The organism is Niallia sp. FSL R7-0648 (genome assembly GCF_038007005.1).
In the GTDB taxonomy this organism is placed as follows: Bacteria; Bacillota; Bacilli; order Bacillales; family Cytobacillaceae; genus Niallia; species Niallia circulans.
Genome location: NZ_JBBOWE010000002.1, coordinates 256,248 through 281,377, shown reverse-complemented (window position 1 = coordinate 281,377; position 25,130 = coordinate 256,248). Strand labels below are relative to the sequence as shown.

The following is a 25,130-nucleotide window of genomic DNA, read 5'->3' as shown; positions in this document are numbered from 1 at the left end:
ATTTAGTGATCAGATACTTTTGCATTTGGGTTTTGAAAAACAGTAAGCTTATCCACTATCTTTTGACTAGCGGAATTTAACCCTGTCATTATTACTGTATTCTGGTTTTCCTTTAACTTTAAGGCGATTTTATCAATCGCACCAACTGCAGAATCATCCCAAACATGAGAATGGGTAAAATCGATGAAAATCTTGTTGTTGGTAATGGAAGTATCAAATGCTTTAATAAAACTGTCAACAGATGCGAAGAATAATTGACCTTCCACAGTATAGTGCTCTTCATTCGTTCTTTCTTGCTTATGCACCTTAACATGGGAAATCTTCGCTGCGAAAAAGACCGCACTTAACAGGACTCCAGCAATAACGCCAAGGGATAAATTATCGGTTGCAACCACAATAATGACTGTCACAAGCATGACTACGGCATCTGCCTTTGGCGCATTCACGATATATTTGAAGGAAGACCAGTTAAAGGTGCCGATACAAACCATAATCATAATGCCGACTAATACTGGCATTGGAATCTGTACAACGAGACTGCCTAATACCATAATCAAAAACATAAGAAAGACTCCGGCAACAAAGGTAGATAATCGGCCTCTTCCTCCCGATTTTACATTGATGACAGATTGACCAATCATTGCACAGCCAGCCATGCCACCGAAGAATCCTGTCACAATATTAGCGATTCCCTGCCCTCTTGCTTCTCTATTTTTATTGCTTTCTGTATCGGTTGCATCATCAACGATAGAAGATGTTAATAAGGATTCCAGTAGGCCGACAATAGATAAAGCCAATGCATAAGGAAAAATAATCGCTAATGTTTCAAAGGAATATGGCACATTTGGAAGGAAGAAAGTTGGTAAGGACTGTGTAATTTTCCCCAAATCTCCAACAGTAGCAACATTAACATTTCCAAAAATAGCAACAGCCGTTAAAATAATAATAGCAATCAGCGGCGCAGGAATAATCTTTATAAATCTTGGCAAGATATACACAATTAATAATGTAATAATAACGAATAAATAAGTTATATTTGTTACGTTAATAAGATGTGGAACTTGAGCCATAAAAATAAGGATGGCTAAGGCATTAACAAAGCCAATCATCACGGCTCTTGGAATAAACTTCATCAGCTTGGCTATTTTTAATACGCCAAAAATAATTTGAATAATACCAGTTAGAATCGTAGCAGCAAATAAATATTCCAACCCGTAATCTCTGACTAATGGTCCCATTAATAGTGCCATTGCCCCTGTAGCTGCCGAAATCATCCCAGGTCTTCCACCTGTAAACGAAATAACTACAGCCATTGTAAAGGAAGCATATAATCCGATCATCGGATCTACTCCAGCGATAATAGAAAAGGCAATTGCCTCTGGTATTAGCGCTAAGGCAACAACCATTCCTGATAAAATATCCCCGCGGATATTCGAAAACCATTCCCTTTTTATCTTTTCAATCAAATGATTCACCTCAATATTTGTCTTCTGTTTACTAAAAGTAGTCTATCACGATTCTTCCCAAAAAGGAATATATTTTGGGAAAGTTTTTACAAGGTCTTTATTTCTGTCTATAATAGGAAAAAGAGATAACGTTGGAGGCAATGAAGATGATATATGGCTATATTCGCCCAACCATCGCAGATATTCACTGCGAGCAGCAGTTAAAAATACTAAAATCTATATGTGAGCAAGTGTATAAAGAAGAACACGATTCGGCCAAAAATAGAACAGAGCTATTGGAATTGTTGTCGTCCCTTTCCAAGGGAGACAAGATTGTGGTGGTGCAATTATTCGCGATTGCAGACTCGAGTAGACATCTGATGGAGATATTAGATATCCTTGAGAAGAAAGGTGCCTATTTACAGACAATTAAGGAAGATATTGATACAGAAAGAACAAAAAAATATTCATTGTCCGAAATGCTGTCCCATTTAATAGAATTCCAGAATGAAATTATTCGAGAAAGAACCAAAAAAGGGATGGAGTATGCGAAACAGCATGGGAAAACAAGCGGCAGACCTCGAAAAGCCGATGAGAATGTAAAAAAAGCAATCGAGATGTATCAATCAAAAAAATATACCTTGAAAGATATAAAAGAAGAAACAGGGATAAGTAAGTCTACTTTATATCGGTATTTGGAGAATTAGTCATGAAATTATTTTAGAAGGAAAGATGGAGAGCCACAGAGGATTTTATAATTATAATCTAAGAGAAAAAGCAGCAGATTCCAGATAAACAATAACCAGAACAACCATATGTTTGTTCTGGTTTATCATTTAAAACTTAATTTGTTTTTAGCAACTGTTTAACAATGGTACCTAAAGAGCTTTCTCCCATAAACGGAGCCAGTTTCGCCAGGAGTTCTGGAGACAGCCTGTCAGGATCAATGCGAGCTAGTAATCGTTCGATCGCTTCTTCCTCTAAAAAAGGTGACAGCTCAGTAAGCTCCTCTAATTCTATTTCATCATCTACTGCTTTATCCACCAGCATATTTAATGTTTCTTCTCCTATAAATGGGGCCATCTTTCGGATGAATGGCCAGCTGCCTCTTCCACCTGCAATCAAAGTCAATTGATCAATTGTTTCTTCTTCTAAAAAGGGGGCTAATGGCAGAATCTTTTCTTCATTTAAAGGATCCTTTATTTCTTGCAGAACAAGCTCATTTAGAGCTGTGTCACTTACGAATGGAGCTATTTCTGTAATGAACCTCCATGTTAACTTGCCTGTGCTTACTTTTAGGAGCATATCATTCATGTATTCTTCCTCTAAGAATGCCGCTAGATGCAATAACTCCATTGGTTCAGCGGATTCATTAATTAACTGATCAGCTATTTTGTTTAATGCATGTGCAGATACAAAAGGAGCAATACGCTGTATCATTTTCCAATTGATTGCTTTTTTCGCTGCTTCTATAACTATTTCATCTAATGCTTCTGTTTGTAAAAAAGGAGCTAGGTGGACGATGGAATCTATATCCCAAACATTGGTATTCATCTTTTCTGATACTTTACTCAGCTGGCTAGATTTAATAATAGGAGCGATATCGACAAGCTCATTTACTTGTGCGGATCCTGAATTGATTAAATGAGCAACTTCTTCTGGTTTATCCTCCGATAAATGCTGCACGATTTTTCCTAATTGTTTAGAATGGTCCATCTTATCAACCCCCGCATTCATTAAGAGGTCAATAGATATATCAAATACATGTGCAATAACAGGAATGGTTGTAATATCTGGAAGGGACTCGCCTCTTTCCCATTTTGATATCGCTTGGTGACTAATATTTAATTTATCTGCTAACTCTACTTGGGTAAGATCTTTTTCCTTTCTTAATTTAGATATATAAGCACCAATTTTTCGTGAATCAATCATCCTATCATCTCCTATATTTTTCCAGTGCGCACTGTCTACTTCGATACTAGCATACATACTGAAGTGTGCCTATCAACGGTTGGTTGAATCTGCGAAAAATAATGATTCTACTGGTAGTAGAATTAGCTGTTTGCAATTATAGATGATGGATCTTGTCTTTCCGAGGTACATAATAAAAACCAATGCCAATTTAGAAACTAAAAAAGTCCACAAAGAGTATCAAAACTCCTTGTGGGCTATTAAAAACTTATACTAGTACGCCTTCTTTATATTCCTTTGTTAAGGTTGGCCAGTATTCTTTATTTGCTTCAATTAAATCATCAAGGACTGCTTTTGCTACTTTAGCTGATGGTAAAGTTTTATTTAAAGTGAAAGCCTGTAATGCTTTTTCGTAGGAACCTTCCACAATTGCTTCAACTAAGATCTTTTCAGATGCTAATTGTTGGTCAATCATTGCTTTATAGAAGTAAGGAATATCTCCCACAAATTCAGGCTTAGGACCGTCACTAGTAATAAGTGCAGGTACTTCAATCATTGCATCAGCTGGCAGGTTTGGAATCGTGCCACTGTTTTCTACCATAACTAAATATCTTTTTCCTAGATTTTGCGCAAGAGATACCGTTACATCTACAATAAATGTTCCATGTACACCAACCGCGAAGGAATCTTCTAAAATCCCTGTCTCTTCATATTTCTTCACTGTTTCAAATAGAGTTTTTTCACGCCCGTCCATTACTTCATTCGCACGGGTATATTCTTTATTAGAAGTTTCGACAATATGATCTGGGAACAAATAGTATTGTAAATAAGGGTTTGGCAGATATTCTGGAAAATGATCCATGATTAGTTTAATGTTCTTAAATGTTTTAATCCAAGAAGAATCGGCATGACGATAGTCAATTTTGGAAATATCTTCTGTCAGTAAACCGTATTTATAAACATGTTCGCGAATCTCTGGCAATCTTTCCGCACCATCCACTTTAATGCTTGTAAACCAGCCAAAGTGGTTTAAACCGAAATAGTCTACTTCTAATTCTTCCCTTTCGACTCCAAGGATTGCTGCAATATTACGCATGGTTGCTACCGGCATATCACAAATATTTAGGACTCTTGAATTTGGTCGTAATTTGCGTACTCCTTCTGCCACAATGGATGCTGGGTTAGAGTAGTTGACAATCCATGCAGTTTCTTTTGCATATTTTTCTACATAATCGATTAATTCGATCATTGGTGCAATCGTTCTAAGTCCATAAGCTAATCCACCAGGACCACAGGTTTCTTGTCCGACTACATTATGGGAAAGAGGGATTTTCTCATCTAGCTCACGCATCGCATATTTTCCAACTCTCATTTGGGCAAATACAAAGTCTACATCCTCAAATGCGGTTTGTGGATCTGTTGTATCAATGACTTTAATTTTATCTGTATATTCCTCAATAACAGCTTTAGCGGCCACAACTACTTTCGCTTGTCTTTCTCCGTCAATATCATAGAAACGAATTTCAGATAGAGGCAGATCCTCTAGACGATCCATCAGACTACGGATAATTCCTGGTGTATAAGTGCTTCCTCCACCTGCAACTGCTAATTTAAATGTCTTCATCTTAAATACCTCCTAATTGTTGGTCTACTTGGTCTCGAACTGATTTCACATTTAAGCCATAAACAACTTGAACATTATTACCAGACTTGATAATGCCTTTTGAGCCTGTTTGTTTTAATGTTTGTTCATCTACTATATTTGGATCTTTCAAAATTAAGCGCAATCTTGTATAGCAATTATCGACATTTTCAATATTCGCTTTTCCACCTAATGCATTAACAATAGTTGCACCTAAAGCAGAGGGGGAGTCATTTCTTGCAGTAGCAGATGCTGCTGCTTCTGCATTTGCTGTCTCACTTGTTTCTGTATCCTTTTCGCGACCCGGTGTTTTTAAATTTAATTTAAGAATTAAGAAGCGGAAAAGTAGGAAATAGATAGCTGCCATTAATAGTCCTACTAAGATAAACATTGGCCAGTTTGATTTCGTCGTACCAAGCGGCAAGTTATATAGCAGGAAGTCAATAAATCCATTAGCGCCAATCGCATGAACATGAAAGATACTTAAGAGCATCATTCCCACACCTGAGAGTACAGCATGTAACACAAACAAGATTGGTGCTGTGAACAGGAAGGCAAATTCTAATGGCTCTGTTACTCCTAGTAAAAAAGAAGTAAAGGCTGCCGGAAGAAGAATGGCTTTTGCGATTGTTTTCTTCTTTTTATCTGCTGTCACATACATGGCTAAAGCTGCACCCATCAGGCCAAACATTTTACTTAGGCCACGAGCATCCCAGTTAACGGTACTGCTTAGTACTTTAATGCTTGAGTCTGCCATTTCAGCAAAGTAGATATTTCTCGCTCCGTAGATAATTTCGTTTCCGATATGGGCTACTCCACCTAGTTCTGTATACAGAAATGGAGTATAAACTAAGTGATGAAGACCGGTTGGGATTAAGATTCTTTCTAAGAATCCATAAATAAGTAAGCCAAATACTCCTAAATTCTTAATGCCGCTTGCAACAGCTGTAATGCCATCTTGTACAAATGGCCAAAATTCTGCAGCAATCGCTCCTAAAATCATGGCACTAGGGATGGCTAAAATAGCAACAAAGCGATGTCCTGAGTAAATGGCCATAACCCCTTTAAATTCTGTGTCACAGTACTTATTGTGTAAGATACCAACTAGAGCACCGAGAAGAATTCCGGAGAAAACACCCATTTCTAACACTTGAACATTTAATACCATTGCTTGACCAGCTAGCTGCATTTCCTCTGGTGCCACTAAGCTGCCAGACAGACTTAACACTTGATGCATGGCATTTATGAAAATAACGAAGGTAACTAGTCCAGTTAAGGCAGCATATCCTTTATCCTTTTTAGCTAAGCCAATTGGAATGCCGACAGCAAAGATTAAAGCAAGGTTTTGTAAAATTGATACAGCAGAAGAAGAAATAAATTTCCCTGTATTTTGGATAGATGGATGTTCTAGAAACGGGATATATTGTGCTAAGTTTCCGTTTCCGAAAACATTTCCAAATGCGATAAATAATCCGATAATCGGAAGAATGAGAATTGGTGCGAATAAGGATTTCCCGAATAGCTGAAGACCATTTACGACCTTTTTCATCTATAAAACCTCCCTTTTTGGTAAGCGTTATCATATCTTTTAATATCCAAAGTATATAATTGAACATATAATTTTGAAAGGGGTTGCAATCATTGTGTACTATGTCTTTCAATCCTGTAACATGTTACACGTTATGGAAGGAAAGGCAAATGGACGAAATAGAGAGGATGTTCTCCCGAGCATCCTCTATTTTGGCGTTATTAAGGAAAGTTGTTAATATTCTTTAATAATCCCCCTTTTAATCGCGATAATTAAGAGTAAATCAATAAGCATAAACATATTGGATTCATAGGAGGTTACCTCAAATTCTTGTTGAGATTCAATAGTAGGGTCAAGGACCGTAAAGACAATATCAGAAATTTTGGCTGTTGAGCTTTTATTATTTCCGGTGAAAAGTATCGTTTTTACGCCTTTATCCTTGGCGATTTTTACTTTCTCTAGTACTTTAGCTGTTTCGCCAGAACGGGAAAAAGCAATGAGTAATTTGTATTTTTGAATATTATTGAGAAAAATGGCACGACTGTCGCTGGTAGTTGTATTGGAAACGTAATAACCAAATAACTCTAATTTCTTAGCGAAATAGCTAGAAAAAAGAGTGGAAAAGCCAGCGCCATAAAAATATATCATTTTATTTTCATTGATTTGAGATAAGAACTGTTCAATGGTTGTCTCATCTAGTGAGTCGATTGTTTGTTTATAATTACGCTTAAAGGAGGATACCGCCTCTATTAATGGTTGATGAATACTATCTACATATTCCACTTCTTGATCAAGCATCTTTGTTACTTTTAAATTTAGGTTGTAAATTAATTCACTATACCCACTAAAACCAAGTTTTTTACAAAGGCGGATAATGGTTGCAGTAGATACGAAGAGATCATTAGCCGCTGCTCGGATACTTAACGTTTCTCCGGCTAACTTTTTCTCTATCAGAAACTGGATAATATCGTTCTCTGCTTCGGTTAAATTTTTGTCATTAGTATAATCAAAAAAAAGCATATCTGAATTTTTCAAATCTATCATCATTCCTTGTTCATATTTTCGTCTAGTATGGATTCTTTTATTATAAATGATGTTTTTTCTATATGGATTGATTGGATAGCATAGCATAATATCTATAGGGATGCCAATACTATTAAAACTATGTAAGTGTTGGAGGTTTTACTTTATGTCCCAATCAAATATAAAACTAACATCTTCAGAAATTGCTTCTCTGTGGACATCTTATTTAAATAACTGTATGTCTAAACAGGTTCTCACTCATATGGTACAACATGTGAAGGATCGGGAAATTGTCGATGCTATTCGCTTTGCTTACCGATTTGCTCAAAAACAGGAAAAGCGCTTTGCGAAAATTTTCCTGGAAGATAAATTTGCCATACCACATGGCTTCACAGAAGACGATGTAAATAAAAAGGCCCCAGCCTTGTTTACCGATGCCTTCTGTTTAGCCTATATTAATCAAATGGCAAAAGCAGGATTAGTGGCATACGGGGGATTCTTATCAATGTGCACACGGAAAGATATAATCCGTTTTTTTCAAGAGGGACTACTGGATACTTCAAAGCTATATCAGTTAAGTACCTCTATTCTTGATAAAAAAGGATTGTTAGTCCGAGCCCCCTTTACTTCCGTACCAAAGGAAGTCGATTATATTGAAAATAGAAAATACTTGAGTGGTTTCTCTTTATTTCACAAAAAGAGACCATTAAATGCAGTGGAAGTTTCCCATCTTTTTATGAATACACAGACGAATAATATGGGACTTAAGATTACCTTGGCTTTCGCCCAGACAACGACGAATAAAGAAGTACAGGCTTATATGTTAAGAGGAAAAGATATTTCACAAAAACACTTAAAAATATTTACAGATACTCTATTAAAAGAAGGGATACAAAGTCCGAACACTTCCGATATTGGTATTACAGATTCTACTGTACGCACTTTTTCTGATAAATTAATGATGTTTCATATAAGTTTATTGAGTGCCTCAGGAATTGGAAATTATGCATTAGCGGGAGGAGCTAGTCAAAGAAGTGACCTGCTACTTAATTATGATAGGCTTTCGATTGAAATTGGCCAGTATGCCAAAGATGGGGCAGATTTAATGATTGACTATAATTGGGTGGAGCAGCCGCCGTCAATTATAAAGATTAAAAATGATGTAACAGGGAAATAGAGAGAAATTATATTCACAGTGTATACAAACTCCTGTATTTTGGAAAGAAATTGGAGTTAAGTATATTTATTAACCTCTTTCAATCAGGGGGTTGCTTTCCGTGGCGCTCGCGCTGAGCCGCGGTCTGCTTACAGCCTGCAGGGTCTTAGGCTGTCTCGCTAACCACAGGAGTCTCACCCCCTCCACTCCAAGCAACGCATGAAAATGCAATTCTACTTCTCCAATATCTTTTTGTCGACAAACTCTAATTATTTTTCCCTGTTACTCTTTTCTAAGCTTCCCGCTCCTCATTAAGCTTGCTGTTCTTTTTAACCTTATGAGCGCTTTCCTCTAAGATGTACATGACCGGTAATTGAGAAGTGATATTTGATCGTTCTGTATATACTTCTGTAACATAATACGCAATATTTATATCAGATATTTTTGCAAGGTGACAGTCTTTACTATTAGTAATGCTAATAATATTGCAGCCTTCCATTTTTAATCGATTTGCAAGATGAATGGTATAATCTGTTTCACCAGAAACCGATAAGATGATAGCGGTACATTTTTTCAGCTCCTTGCTGTTAATTGGGTAAAAGGGGTCTTTTATAAAAGTGGAAAACTTCCCTAAACTTGAAAAATATCTAGCACCATACTCCGCTAAAATGCCTGAACTTCCTGTTCCTACAAAAATTACTTTATCAGATTGACTAACCATATCCGCAGTTTCTTGTATATATGTTTCGAAATTACCTTTCATTGTGCGTTCTAAGAACTCAGAAAGATAGTATTTCGTTGACTTTAAGTTTTCTTGCTTACTTCTATCTAAATATAATTTTAATTTAACCTTAAACTCGGAAAAACCATCACAGTTTAACTTTCGGCAGAATCTAAGAATACTAGATGTGGATACATGCGTTTCATCGGATAATTCTCTAATACGCATATATATAACTTTATCGATATTTTTTGTAACATAGTTATAGAGTAGCATTTCTAAATCATTAAAGGATTGGATCATTTCATTTGTGAACAAATTATTCCCTCCTACTCTAAATAGAAATTTTCCTTACATTCACCATTTTTCCAACTATTAATGGACTGAAAGTATATGTGAATCGCAAATAGATGAAAAATTTGCTGTCCATAAAAATATAAATGGTTCAACTAATCCTCAGTGGGGATGACTTCCTTAATCATGGTAATCTTTCCTCTATTATAAAACAGGTTGTGACTAAAATGTAACAAATTCCTTCCGAAGAAAAAAGATAGTAAGTGGTTATTTTTACTTCTAATTAGTTTGCAAACGCATACATTTTAAGTGGAAGGGGGTATGTAATTGCCTGAGAAAATTAGAAATTCCTTGTGGGGTCAGCTTCTGCGCCGATTGAGTAAGGGGAGCATATGATGAAAAGGACCATTCGAATGAGAATATTATACAAAAATCAATTATTGGAGGGAAGAAAATGAAGAAATTACTTTTAGTTTGTGCAGCGGGAATGTCTACTAGTTTATTAGTAAATAAAATGAAAGATGCAGCAAAAGAAAAAGGAATAGAGCTCGAAATCTTTGCATTGCCAGTATCAGAATGTCAAAAAGTCGCACATGAAGTGGATGTCGTTTTATTAGGTCCTCAGGTGCGTTACCAAAAACCACAGGTGGAGGAGATTATTGCGGGGAGAGTTCCGGTAGAAGTAATTGATATGAGAGCATATGGAATGATGAATGGCAAAGCAGTATTAGAAAGAGCATTAGAATTAATGGCATAAATCAATCAGCAACTTGCACCTAAAGAAGCCTGCAAAATAGTTTTCCAATGTAAAAATAACATATTTATTTAGGGGGAATTATAATGGGTTTTATGGCGGCCTTTGAAAAGTTTGCGGAGAAAACGTTAGTGCCAGTTGCAGCAAAATTAAATTCACAAAGGCATATCGTTGCTATCCGCGATGCATTTATTCTATCTTTTCCTATTACGCTTGCAGGTTCATTAATTGTATTACTAAATTTTGCTGTCTTAGCACCAGACGGATTCATTGCCAAAATCCTATTCTTGCATAAATTATTTCCAAATTTAGCTGATTTACAAGCGGTTTTTTCTCCTGTATTAAATGGCTCTGTTAATATATTATCTATGTTCATCGTCTTTCTCGTTGCCAGAAATATGGCAATTTCACTCAAAGCCGATGAATTATTAAGTGGGCTGACAGGTCTTTCTGTATTTTTTATTATTTATCCACCATATACCAATGTAGAAGGAACCAACTTTTTAACAACTCAATGGGTAGGAGCACAGGGACTATTTGTTGCTTTAATTGTGGGATTACTAGTTGGTGAGCTTTTCAGCAGATTATCTAGATCCAAAAAATTACAAATAAACATGCCTGATTCTGTACCTCCGGCTGTTTCTCGTTCTTTTAAAGTATTATTTCCTATTATAATTATTACTGTGGTGTTCGCTATTGCAAACGCTTTAATAAATGCAGTTTATCCAGAAGGCTTACATGGATTTATTTACGCAGTGATTCAAACTCCATTGAAGAGTTTAGGCACCAATATTGTTTCCTTAGTTATCTTAGCGATAGTTTCCAACCTATTATGGGTTTTTGGAATCCATGGTCCGAATACCATTGCTGCTATACGGGAAGCTATGTTTGCAGAAGCGGGCTTAGAAAACCTTAACTTCGTCGCAGAGCACGGTACAGCTTGGGGAGCACCATATCCCGTAACTTGGGCAATTAATGATGCTTTTGCAAACTATGGTGGTTCCGGAATGACGCTGGGATTGCTTATTGCTATCTTTATTGTGGCAAAAAGGCAGGATTACAGGGATATTGGAAAACTTTCACTTGCACCAGGGATATTTAATATAAATGAGCCAATTATTTTTGGTTTGCCAGTTGTATTAAATCCAATTTTAATTGTGCCATTTATTCTTGTTCCAGCCATAAATATTATTATTGGATATGTTGCGATTGTATCAGGATTGATTCCACCAATTGCGTATTCCGTTCCATGGACTACACCAGGACCGCTGATTGCTTTCCTTGGAACAGGTGGAAATTATATTGCGCTATTGCTTGGTTTTGTTTGCTTGGCTGTTTCTACACTGGTGTATATACCATTCGTTATGGCAGCAAATAAAGCAAACGCCGTAAGTTATGGAGGGGAGAAAAAGTGATTCGGCTGCTTCTGCTTAAAGTGATAGAAAAATGAATCAATATACTATTCAATTTTTCTGTGGACAAATAAATTATGTCCGAGATGTTTTTGAAAATTACCAGGATGATTACATCACAACTAGCATAAAGGTTATTAACAAGATTAAAGCGGAGCTAGTAGTTGTTACATCTTTATCAGCGGAGCTTGCCATACGCCATGTAGAGAAAATATTTCAGCAGTCTAAATATGGTTGTGCGCTCCACTTTCATACGACCATAACAGAAGGATAATCAATAGAAAATGTCAAACAAGGGGTACTTCTTTAAGGAGTATCCCTTGCTATAATTTCGAGTTAGTTAATAGTATTTTTTATGATAGTATGTAAAGGCTACTAAAGAATGGAATTTTAATACTAGGTAAAATCTGCATCTTTCTTTTTAGCTCGTATTACCTTATAATTATTTTAACTTTATTTTTAAGCAGGGGGAGATTTCGATGAGTGAAGTCTCTTTCTGTTTGTTTGCGATTTTACAAATAAGCAATGGATTTTTACTATTGACACAATTGGTGTATAGTTATTAATAGATAATTTTTAGAAGGAATAGGGTGTTGAACAATGAGTGAATATCGAGTATTACTTTATTATAAATATGTACCGATTGAAAATCCGGAGGAATTAACCAAAGAGCATTTAGCTTTTTGTAAAGAACTAGGATTATTAGGTCGAATTCTAATTTCCCACGAGGGGATTAATGGAACAGTTTCTGGTACGGTAGAGCAAACAGACAAGTATATCGAAGCAATGAGACAGGATCCGCGTTTCAGCGATACTATTTTCAAAATTGATGAAGCAGATGGACATGCTTTTAAGAAAATGCATGTTCGTCATAAAAAAGAATTAGTTAACTTAAGCTTAGAGGACGATGTAGATCCACTTAAATTAACTGGTAAGCACTTAAAGCCAGCAGAATTTTATGAGAAAATGCAAGATCCTGATACAATTGTGATCGATGCTCGTAATGATTATGAATATGATCTTGGTCATTTCCGAGGTGCGATTAAGCCAGAAATTGAAACATTTAGAGAACTGCCACAATGGATAAAAGAAAATAAAGATATACTAGAAGGTAAAAAGATTCTTACTTACTGTACGGGTGGAGTAAGATGTGAGAAATTCTCTGGCTGGCTAATGAAAGAGGGTTTTGAAGATGTAAGCCAATTAGATGGGGGAATTGTGACTTACGGAAAAGACCCAGAAGTACAAGGCGAGCTTTGGGATGGTCAATGCTACGTATTCGACCAAAGAATCAGTGTGCCAGTCAATCAAAAAGAACATGTGATTGTAGGACGTGACTTCTTTACTGGGGAGCCATGTGAAAGATATGTAAACTGTGCAAACCCAGAGTGTAACCGCAAAATGCTTTGCAGTGAAGAAAATGAAGAGAAGTATATGAGAAGCTGCAGCCATGAGTGCCGCACACATCCAAGAAACTTCTATGTAAAACAACATGGACTCACACAAGAGCAAGTGGAAGCAAGAGTAAAAGAAATTGCTCAATGGGAAGAAGAAAGCAAAGTAATGTAATAGGAAAGGCTGTCCGTTGCGGGCGGCCTTTTTTAGTTTGAGAGAGGTTTGGCTGATAAAATGTGGTTTTGGCTGATAGATGCATCACTTTGGCTGAAAAAACCAAAGTTTGGCTGATAGATGCATCACTTTGGCTGAAAAAACCAAAGTTTGGCTGATAAGTGCTCCAATTTGGCTGAAAAAACCAAAGTTTGGCTGATAAGTGCACCAGTTTGGCTGAAAAAATCAAAGTTTGGCTGATAAGTGCACCAGTTTGGCTGAAAAAATCAAAGTTTGGCTGATATCTACTCCAATTTGGCTGATAAAAGCAAAACTTGATTGAAAAGGCAATAGCTTTCTGCAAATAAAAAACGAAAAAGAGGCTAATATCCCACGTATTTATGCGATATCAACCTCATTTCCCCACTTCATATTCATTGCAGACAAACCAAGTTTGTCTGCAACGTTTCAAAACTACTAGTTTGATGTGTACTCTAGCCCAATGCTTTTCTTACAATTCGAATGTTTCCCCTAGTTCTAATACTTTCCCTTTCAAACCAAGTTCCTCAAGCTTATTTACAAACGCCTTAGCGTCTTGCTCAATTACAGGGAATGTATTGTAGTGGATGGGAATAATTAATTTTGCTTGATACCATTCGGCTGCTTGCAGCGCATCCTCGGATCCCATTGTAAAATGGTCTCCAATGGGTAGAAAGACAACGTCTAAATGGTGTCGGTCTCCAATCATCTTCATATCACTGAAAAGTCCAGTGTCTCCGGCATGATGGATGGTTTTCCCTTCTGCTTCAATAATATATCCACCTGGCATTCCGCCATATAAGATATTTTTATTTTCTTCATCAATAATCCCGGAACTGTGGAATGCATGCGTCATTTTTGCTTTAGCAAAGCCTAAATCGACTGTTCCGCCGATATTCATACCAATTGTTTCTACACCTTGCCAGGACATATAAGCAGCTAATTCAGGGTTAGCAACAACTGGAGCATTATTTGCTTTGGCGATTGGTGCCGCATCGAGAATATGATCCATATGTGCATGTGTCAGTAAAACAGCATCCACTTTCACTTCTTCCACTTTTGTAACAGCAGAAGGGTTGCCACTAATAAACGGGTCAATAATTAAAGACTTTCCTTCTGTACTAATTTCAATAGTGGATTGACCATGATAAGTAATTTTCATGCAAAATCATCTCCTTAAAATTCCACATAGGTGGATTATTGTCCATTTTAGATTAAAGCAGAGAAAGGAAAAATACCAAATGATATGCTTGTCTATTTCTCAAATCAGTATTGACACTAACTTGTAAGGAAATACGCAGAGACAAGAAAGGCTATTGTTGTTTCGGCTGACATAAAGCTAGCATAATAAAAGAAATAATGGTGATGGTTATTACCCAAATCCAAGCCATTTTCATATTGCCAGTTTCAATGGCGACATAAATAGCAGTAGGCAGTGTCTGTGTTTTCCCTGGGATATTACCGGCAAACATTAAAGTTGCACCAAATTCTCCTAAACCTCTGGCAAAGCTAAGGATGCTTCCAGACATAAGCGAGTGGGAGGCTAGTGGAATAGAAATAGATGTTAAAACTTTCCACTCGTTTGCCCCATCAACACGTGCCGCCTCTTCAATCGAGCGGTCAATCTGGATAAACCCAGCCTTTGCCGATTGATACATTAAAGGAAAAGACACCATAAACGCAGCAATTACTGCAGCCCACCATGTAAAAATAATTGGTTGATGAAAAAGCCATTCGATTCCTTTTCCAATGATACTATTGCGCCCAAAGACAACGAGCAATAAAAAGCCAGTAACTGTTGGGGGAAGAACGATTGGCAGTAACAAACAGGTTTCCAGCAATACCTTGCCTTTAAATTTTCGTCTCGCTAATAAAGCGGCTAGAATTATTCCCGAAACAATGACGCAGACAGTGGCAATGAGTGACACTTGCAAGGAAAGAGAAATGGGAGACCAAAAGTTACTCCAATCCTCTTTAGTTAACAATAAATCCATTTTCTTTAAAAACCTCTAGGCTAATGGGTGTCTGCAAATAGTCATAAAATAGTTTGGCTGCCTGATAATGCTTACTGTCTTTGATGATACCTAGAGGATAAACAATGGGAGAATGACTCGCTTCATCCGCAATTGCTGCTACCTGAACAGTATCAGAAGTCTTTGCATCGGTTCCATAAACAATGCCTGCTGCTACATTATTTGTTTCTACATAAGAAAGAACTTGGCGTACATCCTTTGCAGGAACGATATTTTCTTGGATCTTTTCCCATATATGCAGGGATTGCAGTGTTTCTTTTGCATAATTTCCTGCTGGAACGGATTCGGGTATACCGATAGCGATTTTTTCTGTATCCAATGTTTCTAAATCTGCAAAGTTATCGATAGTAGTGTCAGCCTGTTTATTGGTGATTAATACTAAATTATTCTTAACTAAGTTCATATGATCGGAATCCCTAATGAAGCCATCCTTTATTAAAAGCGCCATCTTATCCTCTGCTGCAGAGAGAAATAAATCGACGGGAGCTCCCTGGGAAATTTGCTGCTGCAATGCTCCAGATGAACCAAAATTAAAAGTTAGGGTAATATCTGGATGCTCCTTTTCGAATTTCTCTTTGATTGACTCTAATGCATCTTGCATACTGGCAGCAGCAGAGATGGTTAAGGAAATAGGTTCTTGTTTAGATGCTGCTGATTGCCCTTGCTTATTGCTGCAAGAAGCTAAAATCAATATCGTAATTAAGAGTATAATAGGTTGGAATTGTTTTTTCATCATGCCTCTCCTTTTTGCCAAACCTCCATTAGGGTTTTCTGTTCTTGTTTATTCAAAGTGGATAATGGCTCTCTACAAATACCTGCTTCTATGTTGCTTTCAGATAATAGATATTTAATAGCCCGCAGTGCACCTATTTCTAGAATAGTATGTATCGTTGGCAGCAATTTGGAGAACTGTTTTTCCGCCAATTCCCATTTTTGTGATTTTATCAATTGAACAATTTGTTGTATTTCTTGGGGGAAAATATTTCCTATTATACTAGTAATTCCATTATATCCGTTACGCAAATGGTCTAAAAGGTATAAATCTGTACCGGTTAAGACAGAGAAGGATGAACCAAGCTCTTTTTGAAGGATAAGAGCATTGTCGGGATTTCCAGCTTCCTTTAACCCTTTTATTTGGGGACGTTTCTCTACTATACGATAGAGAGTATTTAATTCCAGGTTAAATCCAGTACGGGATGGATTATTGTAAAGCAAGATGGGTAAATCGGTAACTGTGCAAACTTGTTCGACATATGCTGCAGCTTCTTTCTGACTTATTCGTAAATAAGGAGGAAACCCTAGCATTATTCCATCTAACCCTTCTTTTTGAGCAGCTTCTGCTAGTCGAATCGCCTCTGTCGCTCTTACAGCAGCAACTCCACCAATGAGAAGGAAATCATCTTTCCCTGCGGACTTTACCTCCCGATAGAGAATCTGTCTTTCTTCGATTGTCATGGAATGCTGTTCCCCTGTTGATCCACTAATAAGCAGTGCTGGGACATGATTCTGTTTATAGTAATCTATTAATGAATAGATGCCGGTTTGCGAAAGCTTTTCCCTTTGGTCAAAGGGGGTTACCATTGCAACACTATATGAAACAAATGGATTTTGTGTAATCATTTTCCTAACTCCTTTCAAAATAGATTATACTTAAACTATTCAGATAATGGTACAGAAAGCTGTCTAATGAAGTCTTTCTATCAATTTATCTTTTTCTTGGGATGAAATCAATATGAAGTGGAGAAGGGAGTAGAAGTTTTATGATGAGAGTGGCACTTAATTATGCAATTATGCTGGAGCAAGTGAAAGCAAAGGGATTTAAGGAAGAGGCGGTTAGCAAAGCTCTCGAAACAGAAGATTTTGCGTTCTTTCAGAACTGTGGAAATGGCTTGCCAGATTGGCAGACGCTTTTCTCCTATTATAAAGACAATAAAGCTAGAGTCAAAGCGATTATGCAAGATGATTATGAAATAACCTTTTTGACTAAGGGAACGTTAAAAAGGCTTATACTATTGAAATATCAATTAGTAGAGGGAAGAGACTATGAGGACCGCGGTGAATCAATTGGAACTATTACATTGCCGAAGGAATCCTTTCAGCAATTTACAAAGATATTAGCTAAAAACTGGACTATTGTCGTATTGGAAGAAAATCCAGACAATGTTATCTTTGATGTAAAGTTATTTGTAATCGATTAAATGAAAATGGGACAAGTGGTTGTTATTTTTACATGAAATCTTTCTTTATATATATAGAAGGAGGTAAAGATAACATATAGGCAAAAGAGGCTAATGAAGATTAGTCCCTTTTTTTACAACAAAAACAGAACATATGTTCCTTTTGGGAGGTCGAAAGGATGAAAGAATGCCGTTCTTCTCAATCAGAAGCTTTTACCGCATTTTTAGAGGAAAATAAATCATTATTAAGCAATCCAATTGTAAAGAGTTTTTTGCAGAAAAAGGTCAATGTTCATCTGTTAAAAAAAGCGCTAGAATGTCCGACAAAGGAAAATAAAGAAAAGGTGGATGAATCTTTTAAAAAGCATTTCTTTACCATTCGGTTTACTTCGTATATCACTTCTTCGATGGAGTACAGTACCATAAATTTTAATAAAAACATATCCATGTATCAAAAACGATTTCCGTTAATACTGACCGAGAAGGAAGAGGGAGGAGAAAAGGATATTAATCTAAATGATAAAGAGGCTGAAATAGAAGCAATAGTCGAGAAGGAGGCACGATGGTCTGAGATGGAGGAATATATTTCAAATAAAACAATCTATTCAGCCGTTCTGAGCTTGACTCCTTCCCAACGAAAAATCCTTACCTATGCCTATCTTTATAAATTTACGGATACAGAAATTGCCCGGAGAATTCGAACGTCTCAACAATATGTTTCAAAAACAAGAAAAACGGCTTTAAAACGTATTCTTTCAATTATCAATAACAAGGAGGAAGGCAGATGGAATTAGTAGATATGACGCAATGGATGACAATGATTAGCAATTTTGGTTTTCCACTAACCTTATCTTTATTTGTTCTCCTAAGATTAGATAAAAAAATGGATCAACTACTGAAGGAATGGAAGGAAACCCAGGAAGACGAGCGAAAGGAAAAGGACAAATGACCGATATGTATACGATGGTAAAAAGGGCAAAGGCAGATCCGGAAATGCTCCATGAGCTAATAAAGTTGTTCGAACCAAAGGTAAATAAATTAACAAAAAGAACAAGTCCAAATGATATGGCAGATCTTTCACAAGAGCTGAAGTTAATGCTTATACAATCTACCTATCAATATGACCTAGACAGTATTCCGGGCTTTTGGGAATTTAAAGATCAGCTTAATAGAGAATGACAGCTATTAAAAAGTCCGAGTCCAACTAGTGACAAGCAGCATGCAGAGTTGGATCGGATTTTTACCATACTCATTACACATTCCTATTTAGTAAGCTAAGCGTAATTTCAAAAAGATGGTTTTTGTAATCCCCATCAGGTAATTTACTTAGTTGTTTAATTGCTTTCTCTGTATATTTTTTAGCAAGGAGCTCTGCTTTTTCGACTCCTTTATATTTAGCAATAAGTTTAGAAAGCTGCGTCATATCTTCGTCAGTCAAGGATTCTTTTTTATCTAATATAGGAATCAGCTCATGCGGATTTGCTTGGATTGCATAGATAAGTGGTAAATTATAGTGACCTTGTTTAATATCTGCCATCACAGGCTTTCCTAATGTTTGGGAATCTCCTTTATAATCGAGAATATCGTCCATTATTTGAAAAGCCATGCCAATATAATGCCCCATATTCCAAGCATTCATGGCGAGTGGTCTGCTTGCTTCACTTTTAACCGCACCAGAATAGCAGCTTACGGCAAAAAGCTGGGCTGTTTTTCCAGAGACTCTTGCTAAATATTTTTTCACCGTAACAGTAGATTGGTATCGAGCGTTTAATTGATCTAATTCTCCGCTTAAGATTTTTTCCATGCTGCGGGCATTAAATTCTAAATGGGAAAGAGATGTTGCGTACTTAGATAAAATGGTAAAACAAACACAGAATAAATAATCACCCGCATAGATGGCAAACTTATTTCCATTATGAGTATGAATGGTTGGAATGTTATGTCGTGTTGGCGATTCATCAATAACATCGTCATGAATCAGCGTCGCCATATGCAAGGTTTCCAACGCTGCTGCCACTGCTATTGCACGATTTTTATCTTTAGACGGACCTATTTGTGAACAAAGGAGGGAATAGGCAGGTCTGAGTAGCTTGCCACCGGAATAAATTAAATCCTTAATCGTTTTTTCAACTACTTTGTCACGAACACGAATATTGCTTTCAATTAATTGAAGTACTTTTGACAAGTCATTTTTTAATTCTGGATACGTATCCCACATTTGATGTACACGCATAGTTTAACCTCTTTCCTATCTAGATTCGTTTATTTCCGATAAATCTCTATAATACTGTAGTTTTTCTACATGTGTGATTAAATAGTTGGCTAGTATTCCTATTGCTATTCCTGATAGGATACCGATAAAAGATAGAATAGGTAAATATAAGAATACTGTCCAGGTTTGTGCAACAAAACTTGCAACTGCTAATTGACCAATATTATGAAGAATGGCTCCAGTTGTACTAACGCCAATTAAGCTAATTCGTTTTGTTCCAAGCTGCTTTACACCCCACATGCCGATAAAGCTTAAGAGGGCTCCGCTGGCACTATACATAAAAGTAGAAAGTGTTCCTCCTAATAAGGTGGCTAGACAGAGCCGGATTGCGACCACTTGAAAGGCATCTTTAGTAGGAAGTGTATATAAGGCTAAGCAGGTAATAATATTTGCTAATCCAAGCTTTGCTCCGGGAGCAAATGCAAAGGGAAATGGGATAGCCCGTTCTAATAAGCTTATAATTACCGCTTGAGAAGCAAGCAGTGCTATATATACAAGGCGTTGATTTTTTGTCATCTTCTCAACTTCCATTCTTGCGATATAATTATTACTATAAATAAGTTGATTGTAGGTTAAATAAATACTGACTCCTATTAATCAGTACAGGGCAAAAAAGAATACGGTATGATAGATTCTTTATTCTATAACTAATCTTATTGTTAAACAGATTGATGCAAGCATCCTAAAGTGGAAGACAATCTACTGTCTTAAAAGCTTAAGGGTTAAGAAAAGATCAAAGAATATAAAACCACTAGCTTCTTTTTTCTCCTTTACTGATTCAAAGGGTGCTAGAAACATGGGAACTTTAATTCCCTATGTTTCTAGCAAATTTTTTATTATTTATAGTCTTTATAGATTGCTCGTTCTTTACCATACCACCAGTCGCCCAATTTTCTTTGAAGGAAAGGAACAACCCAATAATCTAATCCAAATGTACGACCAGACCCATTCATTAAAGCAATAGAAGCTGGCAAGGCCCAAACTTTATCCCAGCCAAGCATTGCAGTAAGTGTAAACATTACTAGGAATGCAGCACTTGCAGCATTTGCTAACCATGTGAATAAACCAGCAAGAATGGCTAATCCGATTGCTAACTCAATGAAAATCATCATTTTTTGCATAAATAGTGCCACTTCCGGAGTTGGAAGCATAATTTTCATAATCCACTCAAACCAGAATGGCATTTTATTTAATATGGGGGTTGCAAAGTCAGTAGAAGCAGCAGCTTCACTTGCACCACTTGTAGCAGTTTGCAGCCATTCAAAAGGCATTTTGACACTTGTTGCAGTTAACCATGAATCGTCTCCAAGACCATTAAATAAGTTTGGAACCTTTGACCAGCTGGAAATAGAATCTTTCCATGTGGATTCTCCCCAAAGCTTCGCACATGCTTCTACAATCCAGAAACCTGCGACAAATACACGTAAAGGTAAGCTCCAAAGAACATTGCCATAGCGGGTTAAGAAATCACGGAAAATATTACGTTTATCTTTTGTGTGGAAAAATTCATGCATCACATATTGGTACATATAATAGCCGCTTCTAATACCAAAGAAATAATATAGATTAACCATATGCTTCATGAAATTTGCAAACCAGCCGCTTAAATGCATGCCGCTTAAATTTGCAACACCGTATCTTGCTCCGATAGAAACCATAACCCCATGGTATTTACCTTCATATTTTTCTTTTTCACCGCCGCTGATTTCTGCAATAATATTCTTTGCTGCAGTCATAGCAGTCTGTTCGGCCGCTTCCACAATTTGTGGAGTTGGTTTTCCAGGCTCTTCTTCAAAATAGGCTAAGTCGCCGACTACATAGACATCTTTATAGTCTTCAGATTCCATATGAGCATTTACTTTTAAGCGGCCTGCTCTTCCAGCTGACATGCCGTAATCTTTTGTATCTGAATTTGCGCGGACCCCAGCTGTCCATATAAGAGTGTAAGTTGGAAGCTCTTCGCCTGATTTTAATACGATAGCGTCTTCTTTTACTTCGACGATTGGAGAGCTTTTTAAGATTTTTACTCCTTTTTTTACCATATAGCTTTCTGCTTTATCGGCATCTCTGCGTTCTAGCATATTTAATATAGTAGGAGCAGCTTCTACCACATATAAAGTAATATCCTCTGCATCTAGCTTATTGTCTTTGGCTAATCTTTCTTTCCATTCAATCAGTTCTCCAACCATTTCGATTCCTGTGAAGCCTGAACCACATACAGTAAAGGTAAGCATTACCTTTCTTGTAGCTTCATCATGAACACGAGCAGCTTTACGAACAATCTTTTCAATATGTTCTCTTAATTTAACAGCATCTTCCCAAGACCAAAGGGTAAAGCCATTTTCTTGTACTCCGGGTGTACCAAAGTCATTTGGTTCGCCGCCCATCCCTAGGATGAGATAATCGAAGGAGAATTGGCCGTTTTCAGTTGTAACTAATTTACTTTGATAATCAACATGTTTCACGTTGTCTGTAACCAATTTAACCTTTGTACGATTAAATAAACGACGTAAATCAAATTGAATAGCATCTGGTTCTACTCTATGCGCAGCAACCTCATGTAATTCAGTCATCATTGTATGATAGGAATGTCTATCTATAAGTGTAATGGAAACCGAATCATCTTTTTTATACTTTTTAGCAAGCTTTTTTGCGGCATGAACTCCAGCATAGCCTGCTCCGATTATGACAATATTTTTCTTGTCCATTTCTTCCTATTCACTCCCTTAATTGTTAATTGTATATTTGTGAAGTTTTGAACAATTTTAATATAACAATGTGGTTTTTATCTGTCTATGGACTTCATAGAATGTCTACAATTTAAAATTTTGATTGTTCACATTTTCGAAACATTTGTAAATAGTGGATTTTTGTCATAAATTCTCCATATTTTAAAGAGATGCTGATAAACACTATTAAGACAATGATTATTCCGTAAATCAGCTATTTTATAGGGTTTTGTCCACCAAAAAGTCGATAGACAGTGGCAGAAAGCAATGATAAAATGACGGTGTTATAAATGTGAATAAATTCACATGACCAATAATTTAAAGACTTGTTTATATTTAGAGACAAGATAAAACAATCGAAATGTGATATTCATAGAAGGGATGATTTTAATGAATAAATTCAAATTCGCTGCGATTCTTTTTCTTGCCCTCCTTTTATTAATTGGATGTGGAAAACAAAAGGAATCGAACGCAATGGTAAATAGTAATCCGTATAAAAGAACGGAATTTTTAATGGGGACAGTTGTCACGATTAAAATCTATGATAAAGACAAGGAAGCTGTACTGGATAAAGTATTTGATCGAATAGAGTTATTGGCAAGCCAAATCACAGTAAATGAAGATGGGTCGATTGTTGATGAAATAAATGAAAATGCTGGTCGGAATCCAGTTCAGGTCCCAGAAGATATTTACCGTTTAGTGAAAGCTGGTAAAGAATATAGTGGGTACTCAGGAGGGGACTTTGATATAACGATTGGACCATTAACTAATTTATGGCATATTGGATTCCCGGACGAGAAAAAGCCAACACAATCAGAAATTAATGCCGTTCTACCATTGATCAACTATACAAAGATAGAATTAAATGAAGACAAGCAAACGGTATTTTTGCCGGAACAAGGAATGATGCTGGATTTAGGGGGAATTGCCAAAGGGTTTATTACAGACGAAGTTATAAAAGTATTAAATGATAATAAGGTAGAATCTGCGATTGTTGATTTAGGAGGAAACATTTATGTAAAAGGAACAAATCCTACTGGAAAGCCGTGGGAAGTAGGAGTTCAAGATCCATTTTCCGATAGAGGTGAAATGGTGGGGAAAATGGAGGAAACGAATACTTCGATCGTTACTTCTGGGATATATGAGCGGTATTTAGAGGTGGATGGAGTAAAATACCATCATATTCTCAGCCCTAAAAATGGCTATTCTGTCAATAATGAAGTTGCGGGTATTACGATTGTTTCTGATAAATCATTTGATGGAGACGGATATTCAACAACCATATTTATAAAAGGGATAGAAGAAGGGTTAAAGGCGGTAGAAAAAATGGAGGGAATAGAGGCCATCTTTGTAACCAAGGATAAAGAGGTTTATTTAACTTCAGGTCTAAAAGGTAAATTTACTTTAACAAATGAGAAATTTAAATTAGCAAATGAATAAAAAGAAGAGGGAGGTCATTTGGAATGTCGATTCGTTCATTTTTAAAGTTAGTTGAAATACAAACAAAAATAGCTAGTATCTTTCCATTTTTTATTGGCATATTATTTGTATTATATCGTTATGAGGCACTTCATTGGAAAAATACACTAATATTCTTTGCCTCTATGTTAATCTTTGATTTAACAACAACGGCGATTAATAATTATATGGATTATCGAAAGGCAAATAGTGATGAATATAGGAAGGAAAAAAACGTAATAGGACAAGAGGGGATAAAGGAAAGCACCGTTATCGCAACCATATTCACCCTTTTTTTTACAGCAACGGGGCTAGGTATTTGGCTTACTGCTGAAACAGGATTATTGGTGCTTTTGATTGGATTTATCTGCTTTTGCATTGGCATCCTCTATACCTTTGGACCAATTCCCTTATCAAGAATGCCTTTAGGAGAAGTTTTTTCCGGTGTAACAATGGGATTTGGGATCGTTTTTCTTACGGTCTATGTCAATGCGTTTGATTATGGGATTGCGTCCTTAGTATGGGAACAAGACATGATTTTGCTGCAAGTAAACATAATAAAAATAATAGAAATTATCATTGTATCTTTACCTTGTATGTTTACGATCGCGAATCTTATGCTGGCAAACAATATTTGTGATGTAGAAGACGATATAAAAAATCATCGTTTCACTTTACCATTTTATTTAGGAAAGAAATACTCCTTATGGCTGTATAATGGCCTTTATGCGGGATCCTTTATGGCTATATTAATCTCTGTGTTTTTTCACTTACTACCAGTTATTGCGTTAATTAGCTTAATTGCTATTTTACCAGTTTATAAGCATATTCGGATTTTTAACCAAATCCAAGTTAAATCTAAAACATTTAGTTTAGCAGTGAAAAACTTAATTATTGTGAATGGATGTCTAGTATTATCTTTAGCTATGTTTTTTATTATTAGTTAAATAAATAATTGCTAGCATTTTAAGCTTTTCTATGGAGGGGG

General features: G+C 36.4%; 25 protein-coding genes. 12 read left to right on the top strand and 13 right to left on the bottom strand.

Annotated elements, in window-relative coordinates; genetic code table 11:
- Positions 1 to 2: 2 nt before the first annotated feature.
- Positions 3 to 1,466 carry a SulP family inorganic anion transporter gene (locus tag NSQ89_RS21345; RefSeq protein ID WP_047944682.1) on the bottom strand — a complete coding sequence of 488 codons (1,464 nt, stop codon included), beginning with the start codon at positions 1,464 to 1,466 and terminating at the stop codon, positions 3 to 5.
- 146 nt (positions 1,467 to 1,612) lie between these two features.
- Here NSQ89_RS21345 and NSQ89_RS21340 point away from each other — a divergent pair, with 146 nt between their 5' ends.
- A complete protein-coding gene (locus tag NSQ89_RS21340; protein WP_047944683.1) occupies positions 1,613 to 2,152 on the top strand; it encodes a recombinase family protein in 540 nt (179 codons plus the stop codon).
- Between the two features lie 136 nt (positions 2,153 to 2,288).
- Here NSQ89_RS21340 and NSQ89_RS21335 read toward each other — a convergent pair whose 3' ends face one another.
- From NSQ89_RS21335 to NSQ89_RS21320, 4 genes are all read right to left on the bottom strand, one after another.
- The gene (locus NSQ89_RS21335) at positions 2,289 to 3,377 is read right to left on the bottom strand and encodes a helix-turn-helix domain-containing protein (RefSeq protein WP_341133267.1); all 1,089 of its coding nucleotides are present in this window, start codon (positions 3,375 to 3,377) and stop codon (positions 2,289 to 2,291) included.
- Positions 3,378 to 3,624: 247 nt separating this feature from the next.
- Complete coding sequence (locus tag NSQ89_RS21330) at positions 3,625 to 4,980, bottom strand: 6-phospho-alpha-glucosidase (RefSeq protein WP_341133266.1); 1,356 nt, start codon at positions 4,978 to 4,980, stop codon at positions 3,625 to 3,627.
- A gap of 1 nt (position 4,981) precedes the next feature.
- Positions 4,982 to 6,547 carry a PTS transporter subunit EIIC gene (locus NSQ89_RS21325; RefSeq protein ID WP_341133265.1) on the bottom strand — a complete coding sequence of 522 codons (1,566 nt, stop codon included), beginning with the start codon at positions 6,545 to 6,547 and terminating at the stop codon, positions 4,982 to 4,984.
- A 213-nt stretch (positions 6,548 to 6,760) separates the two neighbouring features.
- On the bottom strand, positions 6,761 to 7,570 hold the full coding sequence (locus NSQ89_RS21320; protein ID WP_341133435.1) for a MurR/RpiR family transcriptional regulator: 810 nt from the start codon (positions 7,568 to 7,570) through the stop codon (positions 6,761 to 6,763).
- Positions 7,571 to 7,715: 145 nt separating this feature from the next.
- On the opposite strand from NSQ89_RS21320, the gene NSQ89_RS21315 reads away from it, so the two are divergent.
- Positions 7,716 to 8,726, top strand: a complete 1,011-nt coding sequence (locus NSQ89_RS21315; protein WP_328283673.1) for a DUF3231 family protein — start codon at positions 7,716 to 7,718, stop codon at positions 8,724 to 8,726.
- A gap of 271 nt (positions 8,727 to 8,997) precedes the next feature.
- Here NSQ89_RS21315 and NSQ89_RS21310 read toward each other — a convergent pair whose 3' ends face one another.
- Entirely contained in the window at positions 8,998 to 9,744 is a 747-nt protein-coding gene (locus NSQ89_RS21310; protein ID WP_341133264.1) for a MurR/RpiR family transcriptional regulator, read from the bottom strand.
- A gap of 430 nt (positions 9,745 to 10,174) precedes the next feature.
- On the opposite strand from NSQ89_RS21310, the gene NSQ89_RS21305 reads away from it, so the two are divergent.
- The 4 genes from NSQ89_RS21305 (at position 10,175) to trhO (ending at position 13,455) form a co-directional block, all read left to right on the top strand.
- Positions 10,175 to 10,477, top strand: a complete 303-nt coding sequence (locus tag NSQ89_RS21305) for a PTS sugar transporter subunit IIB (protein WP_047944695.1) — start codon at positions 10,175 to 10,177, stop codon at positions 10,475 to 10,477.
- A gap of 83 nt (positions 10,478 to 10,560) precedes the next feature.
- Positions 10,561 to 11,889: a PTS sugar transporter subunit IIC gene (locus NSQ89_RS21300; RefSeq protein WP_047944690.1), complete on the top strand. Its 1,329-nt coding sequence runs from the start codon at positions 10,561 to 10,563 to the stop codon at positions 11,887 to 11,889.
- A 31-nt stretch (positions 11,890 to 11,920) separates the two neighbouring features.
- Positions 11,921 to 12,160, top strand: coding sequence for a hypothetical protein (locus tag NSQ89_RS21295; protein ID WP_047944691.1), 240 nt, complete (start codon positions 11,921 to 11,923; stop codon positions 12,158 to 12,160).
- Between the two features lie 326 nt (positions 12,161 to 12,486).
- Complete coding sequence (gene trhO, locus NSQ89_RS21290; protein WP_047944692.1) at positions 12,487 to 13,455, top strand: oxygen-dependent tRNA uridine(34) hydroxylase TrhO; 969 nt, start codon at positions 12,487 to 12,489, stop codon at positions 13,453 to 13,455.
- A 490-nt stretch (positions 13,456 to 13,945) separates the two neighbouring features.
- On the opposite strand, the gene NSQ89_RS21285 is transcribed toward trhO, so the two are convergent.
- The 4 genes from NSQ89_RS21285 to NSQ89_RS21270 form a co-directional block, all read right to left on the bottom strand.
- Entirely contained in the window at positions 13,946 to 14,635 is a 690-nt protein-coding gene (locus NSQ89_RS21285; RefSeq protein WP_095257962.1) for a metal-dependent hydrolase, read from the bottom strand.
- A 151-nt stretch (positions 14,636 to 14,786) separates the two neighbouring features.
- The gene (gene modB / locus NSQ89_RS21280) at positions 14,787 to 15,467 is read right to left on the bottom strand and encodes a molybdate ABC transporter permease subunit (protein ID WP_061801195.1); all 681 of its coding nucleotides are present in this window, start codon (positions 15,465 to 15,467) and stop codon (positions 14,787 to 14,789) included.
- Complete coding sequence (gene modA, locus NSQ89_RS21275; RefSeq protein WP_061801196.1) at positions 15,448 to 16,239, bottom strand: molybdate ABC transporter substrate-binding protein; 792 nt, start codon at positions 16,237 to 16,239, stop codon at positions 15,448 to 15,450. Before modA ends, modB begins: the two co-directional genes overlap by 20 nt.
- Positions 16,239 to 17,126 (bottom strand): dihydrodipicolinate synthase family protein, encoded by an 888-nt coding sequence (locus tag NSQ89_RS21270; protein WP_341133263.1) that lies wholly within the window; start codon positions 17,124 to 17,126, stop codon positions 16,239 to 16,241. Before NSQ89_RS21270 ends, modA begins: the two co-directional genes overlap by 1 nt.
- 140 nt (positions 17,127 to 17,266) lie before the next feature.
- Here NSQ89_RS21270 and NSQ89_RS21265 point away from each other — a divergent pair, with 140 nt between their 5' ends.
- The 4 genes from NSQ89_RS21265 to NSQ89_RS21250 all read left to right on the top strand — a co-directional run bounded on the left by NSQ89_RS21265 (position 17,267) and on the right by NSQ89_RS21250 (position 18,862).
- Positions 17,267 to 17,704: a hypothetical protein gene (locus tag NSQ89_RS21265; RefSeq protein ID WP_061801198.1), complete on the top strand. Its 438-nt coding sequence runs from the start codon at positions 17,267 to 17,269 to the stop codon at positions 17,702 to 17,704.
- A 158-nt stretch (positions 17,705 to 17,862) separates the two neighbouring features.
- A complete protein-coding gene (locus NSQ89_RS21260) occupies positions 17,863 to 18,477 on the top strand; it encodes a sigma factor-like helix-turn-helix DNA-binding protein (RefSeq protein WP_061801199.1) in 615 nt (204 codons plus the stop codon).
- Positions 18,468 to 18,632 carry a YvrJ family protein gene (locus tag NSQ89_RS21255; RefSeq protein ID WP_095257964.1) on the top strand — a complete coding sequence of 55 codons (165 nt, stop codon included), beginning with the start codon at positions 18,468 to 18,470 and terminating at the stop codon, positions 18,630 to 18,632. The genes NSQ89_RS21260 and NSQ89_RS21255 overlap by 10 nt, the downstream gene beginning before the upstream one ends.
- Positions 18,629 to 18,862 carry a hypothetical protein gene (locus NSQ89_RS21250; protein ID WP_047944277.1) on the top strand — a complete coding sequence of 78 codons (234 nt, stop codon included), beginning with the start codon at positions 18,629 to 18,631 and terminating at the stop codon, positions 18,860 to 18,862. Before NSQ89_RS21255 ends, NSQ89_RS21250 begins: the two co-directional genes overlap by 4 nt.
- A gap of 73 nt (positions 18,863 to 18,935) precedes the next feature.
- On the opposite strand, the gene NSQ89_RS21245 is transcribed toward NSQ89_RS21250, so the two are convergent.
- The 3 genes from NSQ89_RS21245 to NSQ89_RS21235 form a co-directional block, all read right to left on the bottom strand.
- On the bottom strand, positions 18,936 to 19,916 hold the full coding sequence (locus tag NSQ89_RS21245) for a polyprenyl synthetase family protein (protein WP_341133262.1): 981 nt from the start codon (positions 19,914 to 19,916) through the stop codon (positions 18,936 to 18,938).
- A gap of 15 nt (positions 19,917 to 19,931) precedes the next feature.
- Positions 19,932 to 20,471 carry a Gx transporter family protein gene (locus NSQ89_RS21240; protein WP_047944275.1) on the bottom strand — a complete coding sequence of 180 codons (540 nt, stop codon included), beginning with the start codon at positions 20,469 to 20,471 and terminating at the stop codon, positions 19,932 to 19,934.
- Between the two features lie 320 nt (positions 20,472 to 20,791).
- Positions 20,792 to 22,663: an FAD-dependent oxidoreductase gene (locus NSQ89_RS21235; RefSeq protein ID WP_341133261.1), complete on the bottom strand. Its 1,872-nt coding sequence runs from the start codon at positions 22,661 to 22,663 to the stop codon at positions 20,792 to 20,794.
- Positions 22,664 to 23,074: 411 nt separating this feature from the next.
- Here NSQ89_RS21235 and NSQ89_RS21230 point away from each other — a divergent pair, with 411 nt between their 5' ends.
- The gene (locus NSQ89_RS21230) at positions 23,075 to 24,124 is read left to right on the top strand and encodes an FAD:protein FMN transferase (protein WP_061801201.1); all 1,050 of its coding nucleotides are present in this window, start codon (positions 23,075 to 23,077) and stop codon (positions 24,122 to 24,124) included.
- A gap of 23 nt (positions 24,125 to 24,147) precedes the next feature.
- On the top strand, positions 24,148 to 25,089 hold the full coding sequence (gene menA / locus NSQ89_RS21225) for a 1,4-dihydroxy-2-naphthoate polyprenyltransferase (protein WP_047944272.1): 942 nt from the start codon (positions 24,148 to 24,150) through the stop codon (positions 25,087 to 25,089).
- Positions 25,090 to 25,130 lie beyond the last annotated feature (41 nt).